Source organism: Kluyvera genomosp. 2, assembly GCF_036759865.1.
Classification (GTDB): domain Bacteria; phylum Pseudomonadota; class Gammaproteobacteria; order Enterobacterales; family Enterobacteriaceae; genus Kluyvera; species Kluyvera ascorbata_B.
Genome location: NZ_JAPKIA010000011.1, coordinates 50,171 through 67,356 on the forward strand (window position 1 = coordinate 50,171; position 17,186 = coordinate 67,356).

General features: G+C 55.5%; 16 protein-coding genes. 5 read left to right on the forward strand and 11 right to left on the reverse strand.

Going from position 1 to position 17,186, the window contains the following annotated elements; translation table 11 throughout:
- Positions 1 to 7: 7 nt before the first annotated feature.
- Complete coding sequence (dsrB, locus tag V6942_RS13430; RefSeq protein WP_181358039.1) at positions 8 to 196, reverse strand: protein DsrB; 189 nt, start codon at positions 194 to 196, stop codon at positions 8 to 10.
- 171 nt (positions 197 to 367) lie between these two features.
- Between dsrB and V6942_RS13435 the strand changes: the two genes are divergently transcribed.
- On the forward strand, positions 368 to 574 hold the full coding sequence (locus V6942_RS13435; protein ID WP_182930388.1) for a YodD family protein: 207 nt from the start codon (positions 368 to 370) through the stop codon (positions 572 to 574).
- Positions 575 to 891: 317 nt separating this feature from the next.
- Here V6942_RS13435 and dgcQ read toward each other — a convergent pair whose 3' ends face one another.
- From dgcQ to V6942_RS13450, 3 genes are all read right to left on the reverse strand, one after another.
- Positions 892 to 2,595, reverse strand: a complete 1,704-nt coding sequence (dgcQ, locus tag V6942_RS13440; protein WP_227673958.1) for a cellulose biosynthesis regulator diguanylate cyclase DgcQ — start codon at positions 2,593 to 2,595, stop codon at positions 892 to 894.
- 117 nt (positions 2,596 to 2,712) lie between these two features.
- Positions 2,713 to 2,892 carry a YodC family protein gene (locus V6942_RS13445; RefSeq protein ID WP_182930386.1) on the reverse strand — a complete coding sequence of 60 codons (180 nt, stop codon included), beginning with the start codon at positions 2,890 to 2,892 and terminating at the stop codon, positions 2,713 to 2,715.
- Positions 2,893 to 2,965: 73 nt separating this feature from the next.
- The gene (locus tag V6942_RS13450; protein ID WP_146145738.1) at positions 2,966 to 3,868 is read right to left on the reverse strand and encodes a DUF808 family protein; all 903 of its coding nucleotides are present in this window, start codon (positions 3,866 to 3,868) and stop codon (positions 2,966 to 2,968) included.
- 177 nt (positions 3,869 to 4,045) lie between these two features.
- Between V6942_RS13450 and yedA the strand changes: the two genes are divergently transcribed.
- On the forward strand, positions 4,046 to 4,957 hold the full coding sequence (yedA, locus tag V6942_RS13455; RefSeq protein WP_106929971.1) for a drug/metabolite exporter YedA: 912 nt from the start codon (positions 4,046 to 4,048) through the stop codon (positions 4,955 to 4,957).
- On the opposite strand, the gene V6942_RS13460 is transcribed toward yedA, so the two are convergent.
- The 4 genes from V6942_RS13460 to drpB are packed head-to-tail and all read right to left on the reverse strand — an operon-like array spanning position 4,932 to position 7,917.
- Positions 4,932 to 5,426: a very short patch repair endonuclease gene (locus V6942_RS13460; RefSeq protein ID WP_182930385.1), complete on the reverse strand. Its 495-nt coding sequence runs from the start codon at positions 5,424 to 5,426 to the stop codon at positions 4,932 to 4,934. The genes yedA and V6942_RS13460 overlap by 26 nt on opposite strands.
- Complete coding sequence (locus tag V6942_RS13465) at positions 5,407 to 6,828, reverse strand: DNA cytosine methyltransferase (RefSeq protein WP_333501342.1); 1,422 nt, start codon at positions 6,826 to 6,828, stop codon at positions 5,407 to 5,409. Before V6942_RS13465 ends, V6942_RS13460 begins: the two co-directional genes overlap by 20 nt.
- A 55-nt stretch (positions 6,829 to 6,883) precedes the next feature.
- Positions 6,884 to 7,591 (reverse strand): phosphohydrolase, encoded by a 708-nt coding sequence (locus tag V6942_RS13470; protein WP_182930383.1) that lies wholly within the window; start codon positions 7,589 to 7,591, stop codon positions 6,884 to 6,886.
- 44 nt (positions 7,592 to 7,635) lie between these two features.
- The gene (gene drpB, locus V6942_RS13475) at positions 7,636 to 7,917 is read right to left on the reverse strand and encodes a cell division protein DrpB (RefSeq protein ID WP_333501343.1); all 282 of its coding nucleotides are present in this window, start codon (positions 7,915 to 7,917) and stop codon (positions 7,636 to 7,638) included.
- A gap of 714 nt (positions 7,918 to 8,631) precedes the next feature.
- Between drpB and ompC the strand changes: the two genes are divergently transcribed.
- Positions 8,632 to 9,819, forward strand: coding sequence for a porin OmpC (gene ompC / locus V6942_RS13480; RefSeq protein WP_182930382.1), 1,188 nt, complete (start codon positions 8,632 to 8,634; stop codon positions 9,817 to 9,819).
- Positions 9,820 to 9,869: 50 nt separating this feature from the next.
- Here the strand turns inward: ompC and V6942_RS13485 are convergent, their stop codons facing one another.
- Positions 9,870 to 10,766 (reverse strand): N-acetylmuramic acid 6-phosphate etherase, encoded by an 897-nt coding sequence (locus V6942_RS13485; RefSeq protein ID WP_106929983.1) that lies wholly within the window; start codon positions 10,764 to 10,766, stop codon positions 9,870 to 9,872.
- Positions 10,767 to 10,934: 168 nt separating this feature from the next.
- Between V6942_RS13485 and V6942_RS13490 the strand changes: the two genes are divergently transcribed.
- Both V6942_RS13490 and dcuR read left to right on the forward strand, forming a co-directional pair.
- Positions 10,935 to 12,554: a sensor histidine kinase gene (locus tag V6942_RS13490; RefSeq protein WP_106929985.1), complete on the forward strand. Its 1,620-nt coding sequence runs from the start codon at positions 10,935 to 10,937 to the stop codon at positions 12,552 to 12,554.
- Positions 12,551 to 13,270: a two-component system response regulator DcuR gene (dcuR, locus tag V6942_RS13495; protein ID WP_106929987.1), complete on the forward strand. Its 720-nt coding sequence runs from the start codon at positions 12,551 to 12,553 to the stop codon at positions 13,268 to 13,270. Before V6942_RS13490 ends, dcuR begins: the two co-directional genes overlap by 4 nt.
- On the opposite strand, the gene V6942_RS13500 is transcribed toward dcuR, so the two are convergent.
- Positions 13,251 to 14,216, reverse strand: coding sequence for an FAD:protein FMN transferase (locus tag V6942_RS13500; protein WP_106929989.1), 966 nt, complete (start codon positions 14,214 to 14,216; stop codon positions 13,251 to 13,253). The two genes, dcuR and V6942_RS13500, sit on opposite strands and share 20 nt — an antisense overlap.
- A 79-nt stretch (positions 14,217 to 14,295) precedes the next feature.
- Positions 14,296 to 17,100, reverse strand: coding sequence for a flavocytochrome c (locus tag V6942_RS13505; protein WP_333501344.1), 2,805 nt, complete (start codon positions 17,098 to 17,100; stop codon positions 14,296 to 14,298).
- Between the last annotated feature and the right edge of the window lie 86 nt (positions 17,101 to 17,186).

Consider the following 17,186-nt stretch of genomic DNA (forward strand, 5'->3'; position numbering starts at 1 on the left):
TTCGCCGCTATTCGCTTTTCTCAACGAAGATACCGTCAGGGTGGCCCGATTCGTTAAAGAACCAGATACCCAGCGGATAATCTTCCAGCGCCACCAGATACATCGTCCCTTCATTGAACGCTTCAATGGCCAGCACCACACCGGAGCGACGCGGGCCCCCATCGGTCTTGACCGTCACACGATCGTTAACTTGCATAAACGCCTCTCCTGATTGGTTTAGCCCAGTGTAGAACAAAATCACCCTGCTGACAGCGGCCCAGCTTGCCAACCGGTGAATTATCCACCAATCCCAAAATAGCGCAAAAAATGAGCAATCCGCAGCCACCGATGTATACTTATACAGGGAGAGGAACAAAGGGTACCTGTGATGAAATCAGCAATCGACCCTCGCGGGGTAAACGTAGATGCGCTGCTGGCGGCGATCAATGAAATCAGCGAAAGCGAAATCCACCGTTCGTCGAACGACCCTCACCACGTCAGCGTGGACGGTCGTGAATACCACACCTGGCGCGATCTGGCGGAAGCATTCGAACTGGACATTCATGACTTCAGCGTGACTGAAGTGACGCGTTAGCGGTAAAAAAAATCCCGACACGTCTGCGTCGGGATCAACCTTGCCGAAGCAAGAAGCATTGAAATATTCGTTACATCAGGAAACCTGACGTGATGAAACATTATCTGTGTTTATTTCGGATGACAAGAATTATTCACCTAAGAAATATGTATGACTTCGTAGTCATGCTTACTCGCTGCGCTTCCCAACACAGAGATAAATCAATCAGATGGCGATTCGAGGCGATCGCGATCACGCTTTGTTTTTTGAGACTTTTCTTATTATATTTCTTATCCATAAGTTAAATTTATGAATTTTAGTACTATTGTACGTATCGCTTAATCTTCCGTACATACCTGATTACGCCCGTTCTGCTTCGCCAGGTAGAGACGGCTGTCGGCAATCGACTGGAGATGTTCAAAGTCATAGCGCTGCAGCTCCTCGCTGCTGCACACGCCCAACGAGGCGCTGACACGCAGCGTCTGGTTACGGCTGATTAAAATCTCCCGTCGATAAATGCTCTCCCGAATGCGCTCGGCGATAACGCTCGCCTGCTCAAGCGACGTTTCTGGCAGCACAATACAGAACTCTTCGCCCCCTACGCGTCCGGCGATATCCGTTTTACGGACCTTGTTAAGAATGATCCGCCCGATATGGCTCAGCACCCGATCCCCAGCCTGATGACCATAGCGATCGTTGATGCTCTTGAAGTGATCCAGATCGAGCTGGATCACCGACATCGGTTCGCCTGCCTGCTGGCAGGCCGACAACGCTTTACCTGCGCGTTCAAACAGCGCAGCGCGGTTGTACAGCCGGGTGAGCATATCGTGCCAGGCGCGCCATTCTAAGGAGTCCTGGAGCGTTGACATGTTGCGGACCATACGGCGGATCACCGCCCACGAAATGAGCAGCATCGTGGTAAACAGCAGCCACAGCAGCGTCAGCGCAATACTGATGCTACCGAAATCGCCGCGAATCCCCTCTTCGAGACTGTGGATACGCAGCAGCACGCCGTCAAAATTGCGCAGCTTTTCCCAGCTGATATAGCGCGAAAGCTGGCGTAAACTGCCCTCGTTATTGTGCTCATAAGCGTGCGCCAGCTGCGCCTGAATCTCCTGCGAGAGCACGGTACGTTTAGCCGGATCCTGCTCCGAGGAGGCGATCAGATTCATACGACGGTCATAGAGCTGGTACTCGCCTTCGTCTTCCCCCTCCACCGACTGCATCAGAAACTGGGTCATCTCGTTCACCGAAAGTTGAATCGCCAGTACGCCAAACCAGTAGTTATCGTAATCGAGCGGCACTGCGGCGGTGACTTTCTGTGCCACCGGCACCTTGTCGTGGCTGAAGCTGGTGCGCCACTTTACCCCGCGATTGGGATTATCCCGCTGCGACTGCTGAATAAACCACGGGCTGGTTGCCAGGCTGTAATAGTGTTCAGTAATGCTCTTTTCATGCCCTTGCTCGGTCGTCAGGTAAAAACCCGCGCGGGAAACGTACAGCATTTCGGTTTCAAAGCGGGAAAGATGCTGGTGCGTAAGGGCGGAAAGACGTAGCAGATAGCCAAGTTCGATGGTGGCCATAAACTCATTGCCCAGCAGCGCATTGTCGCGCGAGAGCAAATTCGTATGTTCGACGAAGTCATCGGAAACGCCGTACAGCGGCAGCGTACGGTTGTTATTGAGCGAAATATGCCAGTCGGGAAGCCCGCGCTTATGCTCAAACTCCAGCTCTGCGGTGCGTAGCACCTCGAAGGCCAGCGGAATTTGCAGCGCCGATGCCATACCGTTACGGAAAAAAAGTAGCCTGTCGGTATTAAACTGCAGCTGCGCGTCCATATCGTTGGCCACATTTTTCAGGTTGTTGCGCTGACTGGAAATGTAGGCTTCTTCCAGCACGATGGTTTCGCGCCAGGTCAGCAGCGTGGAGGTCAGTAGCACCACCACAAAACAAATAGTGACCACACGCTCCGGCCGAATCCGCCGGGAAAGCCGCGCCCACCATCCTGAGGACGCCACCGGACTGACGGTTACGGGACGCACGTCCACCTCCTGATGCGCATTCCACTGCCCTCTACCCGACCGCTGTGCTGCTGATAATTCATGGTGCTCCATTGCGCATCAAAACGCCCGGCAAAACGCCGGGCGTAAACACGAAAGTTACGTCTGCTGTGGTTTGCGGATGTTGCCGGGCTCCAGCTCATCTTCACGAAATGCTTCGCGTTTGACGCCAAAACCATCATACCAGCGGCATTCAACCATCCCGCCGGCATAGCCCGTTACCACCATCCGCGGCCCGCCGTTTTTGGGCCGAACTTCATCACTGACCAAAAAGACCATTACCGCCTCCGGTATCAGGGTGAAACAGTTTCACATTAGCTTATTCGCACCCGGTTTGCGTAGCAGACTCGGATTATTTCCGCAGTCTGGCGATCAGATTTACCCCTGCCAGCACCAGCGCACCGAGGATAAAGCCCAGCACCAGATTCGCCAGCGTCGGCAGCACCATGGTTAGCCACGCGCCCTGCTGTGCCGCAAAATCTTCAATAGCATGGTGCAGCGGCGCCACGCCGTGAACCACGATACCGCCGCCGACCAGGAACATAGCCAGCGTCCCGACGACCGAGAGCGTTTTCATCAGCCACGGCGCGACCACCAACAGACCTTTGCCGAGCCCCTGCGCCAGCATGCTGCGCTTCTCAGCCAGCCAGTAGCCCATATCATCGAGCTTGACGATTACGCCAACGATGCCGTACACGCCAACCGTCACCAGCACCGCGATGCCGGATAAAATCAGTACCTGATTCAGCAGCGGTGCCTGCGCCACAATGCCGAGCGTGATGGCGACAATTTCCGCCGACAGAATAAAATCGGTGCGAATCGCCCCTTTGACTTTGTCACGCTCATAGCTGCCGGGGTCCTGCTGCGCCAGCGCCTCCAGACGCTGCTGACGCGCGGCGTCATCGTCCTTATGTTTACGCGCATGCAGGGAATGGAGCACTTTTTCCACGCCCTCAAAGCACAGGTAGGCCCCGCCAATCATCAGCAGCGGCGTCACCGCCCAGGGAATAAACGCGCTAATCAACAGCGCCAGCGGTACCAGAATCACTTTATTTAGCAGCGAACCCTTGGCAACGCTCCACACCACCGGCAGCTCGCGATTCGCCCGCACGCCGGAGACCTGCTGTGCATTCAGCGATAAATCATCGCCGAGCACGCCTGCGGTTTTCTTCGCCGCCAGTTTGCCCATCATCGAGATATCGTCCAGCAACGTGGCGATGTCATCTAAGAGAGTTAATAAGCTACTTCCTGCCACTCGCGGCATCCTTCCGTTTTTGTTAGGGATAACAAAGTATGAAGCAAAATGACGACGGAGGTAAGAGATACATATTTGCAACACAAATATAACATCAAGCCCTTAATTAAAGCACTCGCCAGCACGGTCGTTTTGGCGTTTACTATCAGCCTGCTTGCTATTTTGCCGTGAGGAAGTATGCGTTTTAATCACCTGTTACCGCTGGTCGGCGCGCTGTTTGCGCTGTATATCATTTGGGGGTCAACCTACTTTGCCATCAGCATTGGGGTGGCCAGTTGGCCTCCGCTAATGATGGCAGGCGTGCGTTTTCTGGCGGCGGGCGTGCTGCTGATGGCGTACCTGCTGGCCACCGGGCACCGTTTACCGGCGCGCGGACCGCTGCTGAACGCGGCGCTGATAGGCGTGCTGCTGCTGGCCGTGGGTAACGGTATGGTAACGGTCGCCGAACACCAGCACGTTCCCTCCGGCATTGCCGCCGTGATGGTGGCAACGGTACCGCTGTTTACCCTGTGCTTCAGCCGTTTTTTTGGTATCGCCACCCGTAAACTGGAGTGGCTGGGAATTGCTATCGGTCTGGCGGGCATCGTCCTGCTGAACAGCGGCGGCAACCTGAGCGGCAACCCGTGGGGCGCGCTGCTGATTCTGATTGGTTCTCTGAGTTGGGCATTCGGTTCGGTTTACGGCTCACGCATTACGCTGCCGACCGGCATGATGGCCGGTGCCGTGGAGATGCTGGCGGCCGGCATTGTGCTGATGCTCGCCTCGGTGCTCAGCGGTGAACGCTTGACCACGCTGCCGAGCCTGCACGGTTTCCTCGCGGTGGGCTATCTGTCCATTTTCGGCTCCATCATTGCGATTAATGCCTATATGTACCTGATTCGCAACGTAACGCCTGCGGTGGCCACCAGCTATGCCTACGTCAACCCGGTGGTCGCCGTACTGCTTGGTACCGGCTTCAACGGCGAACATCTCTCCGGCACCGAATGGCTGGCGCTGGCGATTATTATTGCCGCGGTCGTGCTGGTTACGCTGGGTAAATATCTGTTCCCGGCAAAAGCGACGGTTACGCCCTGCCCGGCAGAAAAGTAACGTCGACGCTCGTCATTCCCTGAATACCGATCTGCGCGCAGCCTTCGCCGCCGCAGATCCATTCCTCCAGCCTTTCAGAGAGCGCGTCGTCGGTAAGCTTGTGTCGGCCACGCAGCGCACACTCCCACACCACCATCACCCGCCACCCCAGCGCCACCAGCCTTGCTCTATCGCGCAGGTCTCGAGTCGCGTTGGCGTCGATTTTCTGTCGCCAGAAATCAGTTCGGGTCGCCGGCAGCGTAAATAGATAACAATCGTGATGGTGCCAGAAGCAGCCGTGGGTAAAGATGACGCAGCGATACGCAGCCAGTGAAAAATCAGGCCGACCCGGCAGGCTCGTATCCTGGGGTTGATAGGACAGGCCCAGTCCCTCCAGCAGGCCTGCCAGCCGTTTTTCAATAGCCGTATTCTGCGCGCGGATGGCGCGCATATTTTTACTGCGGGTGGCCTTATCGTGAACGTCCGCCATCGGCTGTTTCCGCCTTGCGCTGCTCTACGGCCTGTAAAATACGCGACTCCAGCAGCCTGGCGACGGCGGCAAAAACGGGAACAATGACCGAATTGCCAAACTGACGGTAGGCCTGAGTGTCCGACACCGGAATACGGAAACGGTAACCCTGCGGCGATTCAAAGCCCATCAACCGAGCGCATTCACGCGGCGTCAGGCGTCGCGGGCGATGCTGTTGGTTGTGCGGATCGTCAAAGTGTTTCTCGCCCAGCTCGCGGTCCCAGCCACGATCGATAAGGATCTCGGCACCGTCCTTGTAATAGCGCGCCGACAGCGTTCGCGCAACGCTCGTCGCCCGCGTCGGGTCCACCATCCCGTAGCCAAAACCGTTGCCCTTTTCCTGATGTTTGCGGGCATAGCGATAGAGGTATTTCCACAGTACCGGGGTCAAAATAAACTTGGCGTCGACGTTCGGCTCCAGCAGTTCACCAAAGGTGGGGCGTCGCTGCGGGTAGAGCGCCGGAATATCGCGCAGGGTAAATCCGTGATGCAGCGCGGAATCCCGACGGAAACCCACCAGCACAATGCGTTCGCGGTGCTGCGGCAGAAAATGCTGACCGTCGATAATTTTCGGATCGTCAGCTCCCATGTCCGCCGCATCGGCCACTTCATAGCCCAGTTCATCAAGGGTCTGCATAATAATACGGAAGGTTTTGCCGTTGTCGTGGCTTTTCAGGTTCTTGACGTTTTCCAGCACAAAAATAGGCGGCCGACGGGCGTCAATGATCCGCACCACATCGAAAAACAGCGTTCCCTGCGTATCGCAGGCGAACCCGTGCGCGCGCCCCATGGCGTTCTTTTTCGACACGCCAGCGAGTGAAAACGGCTGGCAGGGAAAGCCCGCCAGCAGTACGTCATGCTGCGGGATACAGTCGCGGATATGCGCCTGCGCTTCGGTGTCGCTCACCTCGGCACGCCCGCTGAGGGTGACGTCACGAATGTCAGCGTTAAAACGGTGTGCCTGCGGATCGCAATACCAGTTGGCTTTATAGGTGCGCACCGCGTGCTTATTCCACTCGCTGGTGAAGACGCACTGACCGCCGATGGCTTCAAAGCCGCTGCGGATCCCGCCAATACCGGCAAACAGGTCGACGAAGCGGAAAGCGTAGTGCGGATGATGCGCCGGCGGCTTCGGTAGCAGAGAAGCCAGGTGCGCACGCTCATTTTCACTCAACCGGGTATTGGCCCGCCCGAGCGTGACGACGCGCTTAACAATAGCCGGGCTCCAGTGCTGCTCGCCAACCGCGGCAAGCTCGGCGACAACGGTCTTAAGATCGTAAATCTCCAGAATATGCTGCAGCAGCGCCTGAGCATCCGGCTCATCGAGCGGCGCGGCTTCGTGTGATAAGACTCGTTGTTGCATAAATTTGACCAGATACAGAAAAAGAAAAAGGAAATCGCCAATAAAATCGAGATTATCACAGTTTGGCAGATTCTTGTGGCGCGAATCGCCGCAGTATCTCTGTATCCAGACGCTGCGGTTCCCCCGCCAGCTCGGCGCTTAATTTCGCCATAAAATGCACCAGAAAATCGGCGTTTTGCTGCGCCATTTCGCGCCCTTTCTCTGTCTGCATCGTGGCCGGCAGACGCAGCAGCTTGGTCTGAAAATGATCCAGCGCGAAGGCTTTATCATCCAGCGCGCGGCGGTCGGCAAACGGGTCTGCGGCATCAAACAGCGCAGTATTCATCGCACCGGCAACCGCAAACACCCGCGCTAGCCCAATGGCCCCCAACGCCTCAAGCCGATCGGCATCCTGCACAATACGTGCTTCAAGGGTTTGTGGCGGCACGTTGGCGCTGAAGCTGTGCGCCGCAATCGCGTGGGCTACGGCGGCGTAGCGTTCAGGAGGGAAATGCGGGAAATCGCGCTGAAGGATAGCGATCGTTTGCTGCGCCGCCAGCTGTGAGGCGCGGGCGCGATCCGGATGGTTTTTGGGCAGGCTGACCAGATCGTGAAAATAACTGGCCAGCAGAATGACGAGCAGATCCGCCGGTTGCCCCCGCGCTATCTGCTGCGCGGTGTGCCAGACGCGGCGAACATGGGCAATATCATGCGCGGCATCGCCGCTAAACTCGTGGGTTTCAAACCAGAACTCAACGTCCTGCTGCCATGCGGTTAAATCCATTTTCAATTTGCCTGAGTGAACACGTGCCCCTCAGCATAGCAAGTTTACAGGCCGTCTTCCTGCCCAACCTGGCGCGGACGCGTGTACCACGCAATCCCTCCCAGCAGGCCGCCGACGACACTCAGAACCAAGAATCCCAGCAGTGCGCCAAGCCATTTACCGCTGGTTGAGCCAATTTCACCGTCAATGGTTGCCCCTGGGATGCTCTGTACATCACTGATCACCCAAATGTAGTGGCCCATGGCCCAGACAAAATAGCCGCAAAACGCGTAAAAGACCCACAGCGCCAGTTTGCCTCCTGGACCGCGGTCAATCCGATCTTCCATAAAAACACTCTCATCACGCCAATCATTCAAACAACCGCCACGCCAATGGTGTGACATAAATCACATTATAGCAATTTAAGTGCCGTGAGATAGTCTCCCGTGCGTCGTCCTGGTGACGAAGTGGCGCTGTTTTGATCTCCGTTAAGTTTACTCATGACCTTTCGCCCTATCGGCGAGCGTATTCTCGCAGGCCGCATTATTCGTGCCCTTCGTGAGAAGGGCTATTTTGTAGAAAATTTCAGCGCACGCATCACCGTCTTTATTTATACAAAATAATATTTAATTAAATTTATTTAATTCATTATAGTAATATTAAAAATATCACCAGGGTTCTTTCTTTTTTATTTTTGGCATGTCATTATCCTTCCCGTTATTAGCCTTTTGTTTATGCATCAAGTTTTATATTTATGACCTTCCCGACTGTATGCCAGTGCAGTCGGGATTTTTTTGCCCTAAAAATAATTATAAACCTCATCAATACACACCCCCACAAAGCATATAAAACACAAATAACCAACTGAATAACATGGATATTTTAAATATCAAATGCGGATTAATATAATCAGGTTAATAAAAGAAATATTTTGAAATATTTAATATAACTTTATTACATTTATATCGTGAGATAAATTGAACTCCGCATATAGTATTCAAACTCGTAACGCCGGATGACGTTACTATATTCACATGCGTTATCATGCAAAGGAAAATATAATGAAAATGAAAGCACTGGCACTGCTGGTTCCTGCTTTATTAATGGCGGGCGCCGTAAATGCAGCAGAAATGTATAATAAAGACGGCAACAAAGTTGACCTGTATGGCAAAGTGGATGCGCGCCATACTTTCTCTGACAATGCTGGCGATGACGGCGATGAAACCTACGCACAGATCGGTTTCAAAGGTGAATCCCAGATCACCAACGATCTGATTGGCTACGGCCAGTGGGAATACAAAACCTACGCCAACGACACCGAAGGTGCCGGCGATAAATCCTTCAACCGCCTGGCGTTTGCCGGCCTGAAGTTTGCTAACTTTGGCTCTTTTGATTACGGCCGTAACTACGGCTCCGTATACGATATTGAAGGCTGGACCGACATGCTGCCGGTATTCGGCGGCGATTCCTACACCTGGACCGATAACTTTATGGTTGGCCGTACCAACGGTGTTGCCACCTATCGCAACAGCGACTTCTTCGGTCTGGTTGACGGCTGGAACTTCGCGCTGCAATACCAGGGTGCGAACGAATCGGGCTCCAATCATCAGGAAGGCACCAAAAATGGCCATAATGACGTTCGTTTCCAGAACGGCGACGGCTACAGCATGTCTACCACCTTTGATTTCAGCAACGCCGTCCCGGCGCTGGAAGGCTTAAGCGTTGGCGCAGCCTACGGCGTCTCTGACCGTAGTAACGATCAGGTTGCCTACCGCGGCGTTTACAATCGCTATGGAAATGGCCAAAACGGCAGCGTAACCGCAGGCGGCGATAAAGCTGATGTGTGGACCATCGGTGCAAAATACGATGCCAACAACGTTTACCTGGCGATGATGTACGCAGAAACCCGCAACATGACGCCGTTTGGTGACGACGGTATTGCCAACAAAACGCAGAACTTCGAAGTGACCGCACAGTACCAGTTCGACTTCGGTCTGCGCCCGTCTCTGGCATGGGTCTATTCCAAAGGCGTTGACGTTGGCGTGCACACTAATAGCAATGGTTCTTACCTGACCGATCAGGATCTGGTGAACTACATCGATCTGGGCGCAACCTACTCCTTCAACAAGAACTTCTCCACCTACGTTGATTACAAAATCAACCTGCTGGATGCGGATGCTCAGTTCTATAGCGCGAACGGCATCTCTACCGACGACATCGTCGGCGTAGGCATGACCTACCAGTTCTAATTGAATACCAAAATAAAGCCCGCATTACGCGGGCTTTTCTGCTTTATGGTTTACGGCGCTTCCTGCAGCGCCACGCGCACAAAACCGTTATTTTGCGCCAGCAGCGCATGCGCCTTCCAGGCATCCATTCCCGTCAGCACCATCAGCACCGCCGTCTTGCAGTTGTGGTCGCAGCTTTCCAGCGCCGCTTTTGCCACCGTGCGCGTACAGCCGCCCGCCGCCATCACAATCGCTATCTGTCGTTCCGCCATTTGGGTTGTGTTATTGCGAATATCCACACGCATATTGCTATACACCCGCCCGGTACGCACGGCCAGTCCGGTGGTCAGCATATTGAGCACCATTTTCTGCGCCAAAATGGCTTTCGGATTGCCGTAACCGGCCACCACCTCGGACCCGGTTTGCGGCGCAATCACGATATCCGCCAGCTCCGTGGCCTCACTCTGCGGATTACGGGTGATTGCCGCCCTTGTCGCCCCCAGCGACCAGGCGTGGCGCATCGCCCCCCACAACCATGGCGTTTTGCCGCCAACGGTCAGCGCAATCAGCATATCCTTTTGCGTAAAGCCGATCGCCTGGAGATCCAGCACGCCACGGTTATAGTCCTGTGCGGCATCGCGCATATCGTGAAGCATCGCCAGCGCGCCGCCGGCAATCAGCCCCACCAGCGGGTGTTGCTCATCCGGCGCATATTCGCCAGCGGCCAGCACCGCATTGCGCCCGGAAGCGCCGGCGCCTATCAGCACCACCCGGCCGCCCTGGCCCAGGGTCACCACCGCCCGGTCGACCAGACGAGTAATATCGTCAAGGCAAGGGGTGACGGCCTCAGTAACCAGCTTATCTTCTTGATTGATAAGATTTAGCATATCGCGGGTAGACAGTCGGTCAATCTCAGCCGTTGTTGAACTGCGTCTTTCGATGAGTGAACCGGCAAGCTTCATGCTCATAAATGGGCTCCTTATTATGGGTTCTTCAGCAATACTAAAGTGTTTCGTATGGAAAACGCTGCGAGAGCGGTCACAAAGAAAGGTTTGGAATTGCCAGGACGCGACGGCTTTATGAAATGGTATACATCGGCGATAATAGGTTTTTGCCGTTGATAATTGAAGGTTTTCATGCACGATATGCCGCAACCGCCGCCTCAGGAAAAGCGCCCCATAAAGCTCAGCACGCTGGTGACGCTAATGGTATGCAGCGTTATTGTTTGCGTCCTGCTGGTGGTATACGCCTTCTATTTCGTGCAAATCACTAAAGCAACGCGCACCGGTGTGGAAGATACCGCCTTTGCAATTGCCCGTACGCTTGCCGACTCGCCGGATATCAAGCGCGGGCTTAACGCGCCGCCGGGACAGAATATTATTCAGCCCATCGCTACCGCCGTGCAGCAGCGCAACGGGCTGCTTTACGCGGTGATCACCAATATGGACGCCGTGCGCTACTCGCATCCTAACCCGCAGCTCATTGGTCAGCACTTTATCGGTGCCGATCTGCAGCCCGCGTTAAAAGGCAAAGAAAACCTGTCGATTAACCACGGTGTTCTGGCGGAAGCCATGCGCGTCTTTACGCCCATTTATAACGATCGCCAGCAGCAAATTGGCGTCGCCATCGTCGGTATCTCGCTTAAAAAAGTGGATGAACAGATCGGCGCGGCACGCTGGAACGCCATCTGGTTTGTGCTCTTCAGCGCCGTGGTCGGCACGCTGGGCATCTGGGGACTGGTGCGGGTGCTCAAAAACATCCTGTTTGGTCTGGAACCTCACGAGATTTCGAGCCTCTTCGAACAGCGCCAGGCGATGCTGCAATCGCTGCGCGAAGGGGTTATCGCCGTGGATGCAAAGGGCCGGGTAACAATGATTAACCAGGCCGCGCGGCACATTCTTTTTTCACCGCAGGCCGTCGCGCTGGGCGCTGCTCAGCATGCCCCGCTGCTGGCTCATCTTAAAGACGTTCTCGCTAGCGGTACGGCCATCGCCGACCGTGAGATTGGCTGCAATGGCCGACTGCTGCTGTGCAATACCGTGCCAGTGCGCAATAACAAGCGGGTGATTGGCGCCATCAGTACCTTCCGCGACAAAACCGAAATCAGCCAGCTGATGCAGCGCATGGACGGGCTGGTCAACTACATTGACGCGCTGCGCACCCATTCTCACGAGTTTATGAATAAACTCCACGTGATCCTTGGGCTGCTGCATATGAAGCGCTACGACAAGCTTGAAGGGTATGTTCTGCAAACCGCGCAGAACTACCAGGCGGATATCGGCACGCTGCAGCATAAGATCAAATCACCAATTATTGCCGGTTTCCTGCTGGGGAAAATGAATCGCGCGGGCGATGCAGGCATCACCCTGACGCTCGCCGATGAAAGCCTGGTACCGGATAACCCGAACGAAGAGCAGGTCGCGGTGCTGGTGACGGTACTCGGCAATCTGATAGAGAACGCTCTTGACGCGATGGCAGGCCTGGGCGAAGGCGAAATCAGCCTGCTGCTACACTACCAGAACGGCTGGCTTAGCGGCGAAGTGAGCGATGATGGCCCGGGCATAGAACCCGCGCAGATCGATGCGATATTCAATAAAGGATTTTCAACCAAGGGCGAGAACCGCGGCGTCGGGCTATTTCTGGCCCGCCAGCAGACGGAAAACCTCGGCGGAACGCTTTCCGTCGAATCGGAGCCTGGCGTGTTTACGCAATTTTTTGTACATATTCCGTGGGACAGCGAGAGGAACAGCGCGTGATTAATGTGTTAATAGTCGATGATGATGCCATGGTGGCCGATCTGAACCGTTGCTATATCGAGAGGGTTGACGGCTTTGCCTGCTGCGGTATCGCCTCTACGCTCCAGCAGGCGCGCGAGAAGATCATGGACGCCACGCTCGCCATCGACCTGATTCTGCTGGACGTCTACATGCAGCAGGACAACGGGCTGGATCTGCTGCCGGAAGTGCGCAACGCCGGGCGAGCGATTGACGTTATCATGATCTCCTCCGCCTCCGACGCCGCCACCGTTCAGACGTCGCTGCGCTATGGCGTCGTCGATTATCTGATTAAACCTTTCCAGTTTCCGCGCTTTGAAGAAGCGCTGCTGAGCTGGCGTGAGAAAAAGCAGTTGATGGGGAGCCACGCGTACTATGAGCAGGCCGATGTCGACCGTCTGCTACACGGCGGATCGCCGGAGTTGGCGGACAGCAAGCGGCTGCCGAAAGGGTTAACGCCGCAAACGCTGCGTACCCTGTGCCAGTGGATTGACGCCCACCCTGAGACCGAGTTTTCCACCGACGATCTGGCGCAAGCGGTGAATATCTCACGCGTATCGTGTCGTAAATATCTGATTTGGCTTGCACAAATCAATATTCTCTTCACCAGCATTCACTATGGCGCCACCGGCCGCCCGGTCTACCGCTATCGGTTGCAGCCGGAACAGTCGGCGCTGCTTAAACAGTACTGCCAGTAAGGCGATACTCGCTGTCCAGCAGCGTAAAACGATAGTGGTGGGCTGACGACAGCACCACCTCTTTCGTCCTGGTAACGAAAATGGCTTCAATATCCGGCCTTGCCCGCAGGGCCGCGCAGCCTTTCTCCACCCCCATACCGTACATCAGCGTGGTCCAGATATCGCCGTCGATAGAATCGCTGCTGATGATGGTCACGCTGTCGAGTTCGTTATCCAGCGGATAGCCGGTGCGCGGGTCGAGGATATGATGATAGAGATGGCCATTATGCTCAAAAAAACGTTCATACACGCCGGATGTCACCACTGATTTATTCGCCACCTCGAGTGCACCAATCATCGCGCCAGCAGTGGAGAACGGTTTTTTTAGGCCGATGGACCAACCGCCTTCCGGTGAACCCAGCGTCTGTACGTTGCCGCCAAGGTTGATTAACCCCTGCGCGATGCCTTCTTTATGCAGATAGTCGCGCACGCGGTCGGCGATGTAGCCTTTAGCGATTGCGCCAAGGTCAATCTCCATGCCCGGCTGCGTCAGATAGACGCTCTCATCCGCATCGTTAAGGACAACTTGCCTGGGGTCGGTTAGCGTCAGCAAACGCGCGATTTCGTCCGCCGGTGGCACGCTATCCCCACGAAACCCGATACGCCAGCGTTTGACCAGCGGCCCAATGGCCAGATTAAACGCGCTCTGCGGCAGCAGACTGGCGGCTTTGGCGCATTTGATCAGGGCGTAGACCGGGCTGCTGACGGCCACCGCATGTTGGCCGGCGGCGTGGTTAATGTCCATCACCTGCGACTGGGCGCGGTTTACGGTAAGTAAATCTTCGTATTGTTTGATCAGGCGAAAAACGCGGGAGGCCAGCGCCTCGTCGTGGGCGAAGAGTTTTAGCAGAATGGGCGAGCCCATCAGAACGGCGGAATAGCTGTAAACCCGGGTACTGTCTGACATCCCAATCCCCCTTCATGTAAGTTGAAATAGCCCGGCGTCGCTGTGCTCGGCCGGGCTACGGGACTCTGCCATCCGTTAATTATGCGGATTCAAGCATCGCCCAAGGCTGCTGCTGCGCACGCATCGCGGCCTGATGGCCGGCGAGTGTGCCAAAAATAATAATATCAGCGACGGCGTTTCCGCCAATGCGGTTACCACCGTGAATACCGCCAACCACTTCACCCGCCGCGAACGCGCCAGGAATCACCTGTTTGTTCACGTTCAATACGCTGGTTTCAGTGTTGATGGTGACGCCGCCCATCGTGTGGTGAACGCCCGGTGCAATCTGAATGGCGTGGAACGGCCCTTCATTGATTGGCGCACGCAGCGCAGTTTTACGGCCAAACTCTTCGTCATCCTGTTTTTCTACCGCTGCGTTATAGCGGGTCAGCGTGTCGAGGAACGTCGCCTCGTCTAATCCCAGCTTCGCGGCAAGCTCGGCAGCGGTACTGGCGCTGGTGACCAGGCCTTTGGCGATGTATTCGTCTGCCGCTTTGTTTTTGGTGCGGACGTGTTCATCAAAGACGATATACGCGTAGTGCTCCGGCAGCGCGATAATGGCCGCCGAGACTTTATCGCGTGTTTCCATCTCATTAAAGAAACGGCTCCCTTTCTGATTGACCAGGATAGCGCCGCCGCCGCGGATGGATTCAGACACCAGGTAAGACGTTTTTTGCTCTACCGTCGGGTGAATCTGGATTTCACCCATATCCACCGTACCCGCGCCGATGCGTTCCAGCAGCGCAATACCTCCGCCGGTCGCGCCTTTGTGGTTGGTGGTCACGAAGCCCGCCAGATCCGGACGGTATTTCACTACCATCTCGCTATTGGCGCTGAAGCCGCCGGTCGCCACGATAATGCTGCGCGTTGCAATGGTGATGTTTTCCTGTTCATCGGTCAGCAGACGCACCGCTGAAACTTCACCGCCGTCCATCACAATATCGACCACCGAAGTGTCGAGCATGACGTCAATCTGGCGTTTTGTGACGTTACGCACAAGACCGCTGATGAGATAGCCGCCAACGGCTGAACCGTCTTTCGGACGGTGAGTACGGTCAATGCTCATACCGCCGGTGGTGGTAATATCGTTCAGCATGATGCCACGGTCGGCCAGCCACTCGATCGCCTGCGGCGCGTTTTCGACAAAGCGGTGCAGCAGCGCTGGGTTGTTTTTGTTTTTGCCGCCTTTCAGCGTTTCTGCGTAGAACAGCGCCTTGCTGTCCTGAATGCCTTTCACGCGCTGGAAGCGGGTTTCCGCCGCGTTCATCCCGGCAGACGCTTTGATGGTATTCCCGCCAATAGTCGGCATTTTTTCGACAATCAACACGCTTGCGCCGTCGTCATGCGCCTGAATTGCCGCCGCGAGGCCCGCGCCGCCGCTGCCAACCACCACAACGTCATAGGCTTTCGGCGTTGCGTTGTCGCCCCCCTCTTCCGCCATCAGCGCTTTGCTGGATTTCACCATCGCTTTCGAGACGGCTTTTTTCACCGCTTCGCTCTGGCTGGTCGCGCCCGAAATAGCGTCGACGTGCGGGGTATTGGCATCAAGAATACGCGAACGGATCTCTTCAAAGCTGGTCACGAATTCAACGTCCTGATCGACACCGCCGGTCAGTTCGATATCGGCAATACGGTCGGTTTCCAGACTAACGTTAATCACCAGTTCGCCGGCTTCATCCTGTACTTTTTCCACGAATACGCCCGGTTTAAATTTGGAAACCGTCATACTCATATCACGGATCATCGCTTCAACCAGCGAGAAGCGCCACAGCGGTTCCGGGATATTCAGCGCTTCGCGCTGGGTGCTATCAATAAACAGATCCAGCGTCTGGTCATCGGCAATACGGTCGGCCCAGTCTGGATAGGCAATGCAGGCGCGGCCGACGGCAACGAGGTCGTAACCGTGGTCCATGGCGCTATCAACGTCACTCGCATTCACCACGCCGCCTACGCCCATCACCGGCACCTGCGCCAGCGTTTCTGAACGCATCGCAACATATTTTTCAATCAGCGGGGTGGGGTCGTTGGTTTCAACAATCGACGGGCGCAGGGTGGCGCCGACGGAGAAGTGCAGGTAGTCCAGACCACGGGCGGCCAGTTTTTCCAGCAGATACAGCGTATCTTCAAAGCGGATCCCCGGCACTTCCATTTCTTCCGGCGAGAAACGATAGCCAATGATAAAGGCATCGTCGGCGTACTGACGGACCATTTTGTGGGTGATGTCGAGCACCGCCAGCGGGAACTTCGCGCGATTGTCGCGGCTACCGCCCCATTCATCATCGCGCTGGTTGGAGTTCGGCGAGTAAAACTGTTGGATCAAATAGGTATTGGCACCGTGCAATTCTACGCCGTCGAAACCGGCCTGAATGGCGCGGCGAACGGCGTCGCCAAATTTACCGATCATGCTTTCCACTTCTTGCGCCGTCAGCGCGACCGGCGTGGCGGCCCCCTCACGCGGCGCGGCCACGGCGCTAGGGCCCACCGGCGTACGACCGCCGATCAGTTTCGGATCGACCATGCGACCGCCGTGGTAGATTTGCAGCAGCGCTTTCGAACCTTTGGATTTGATCGCTTCAGCAATCTTTGCCAGCCCGGCAATTTTGTCGTCGCTGTCGATGCCGAGCGCACCCGGGAACGCCAGCCCCAAATCGTCCACAAAGCAGCACTCGACGATGATGGTACCGATACGTCCGGCGCGGGCGCGGTAGTACTCAATCAGTTCGCTGCTGACAGAACCGTCGTAATAACCCGAGCAAGTCGTCATGGGTGCCATAAACAGGCGGTTTTTCAGCTCGGTGCCGTTCGGCAAGGTAAAAGCGCTAAGTACGCGATGATCGTTGTTCATACGAGTAAACTCCAAACTTTAAAATTAAAATCTCAGAATTCGGGATCGGGCTGTATTTGAGTTATTTGTTATGCCGATATCATGCT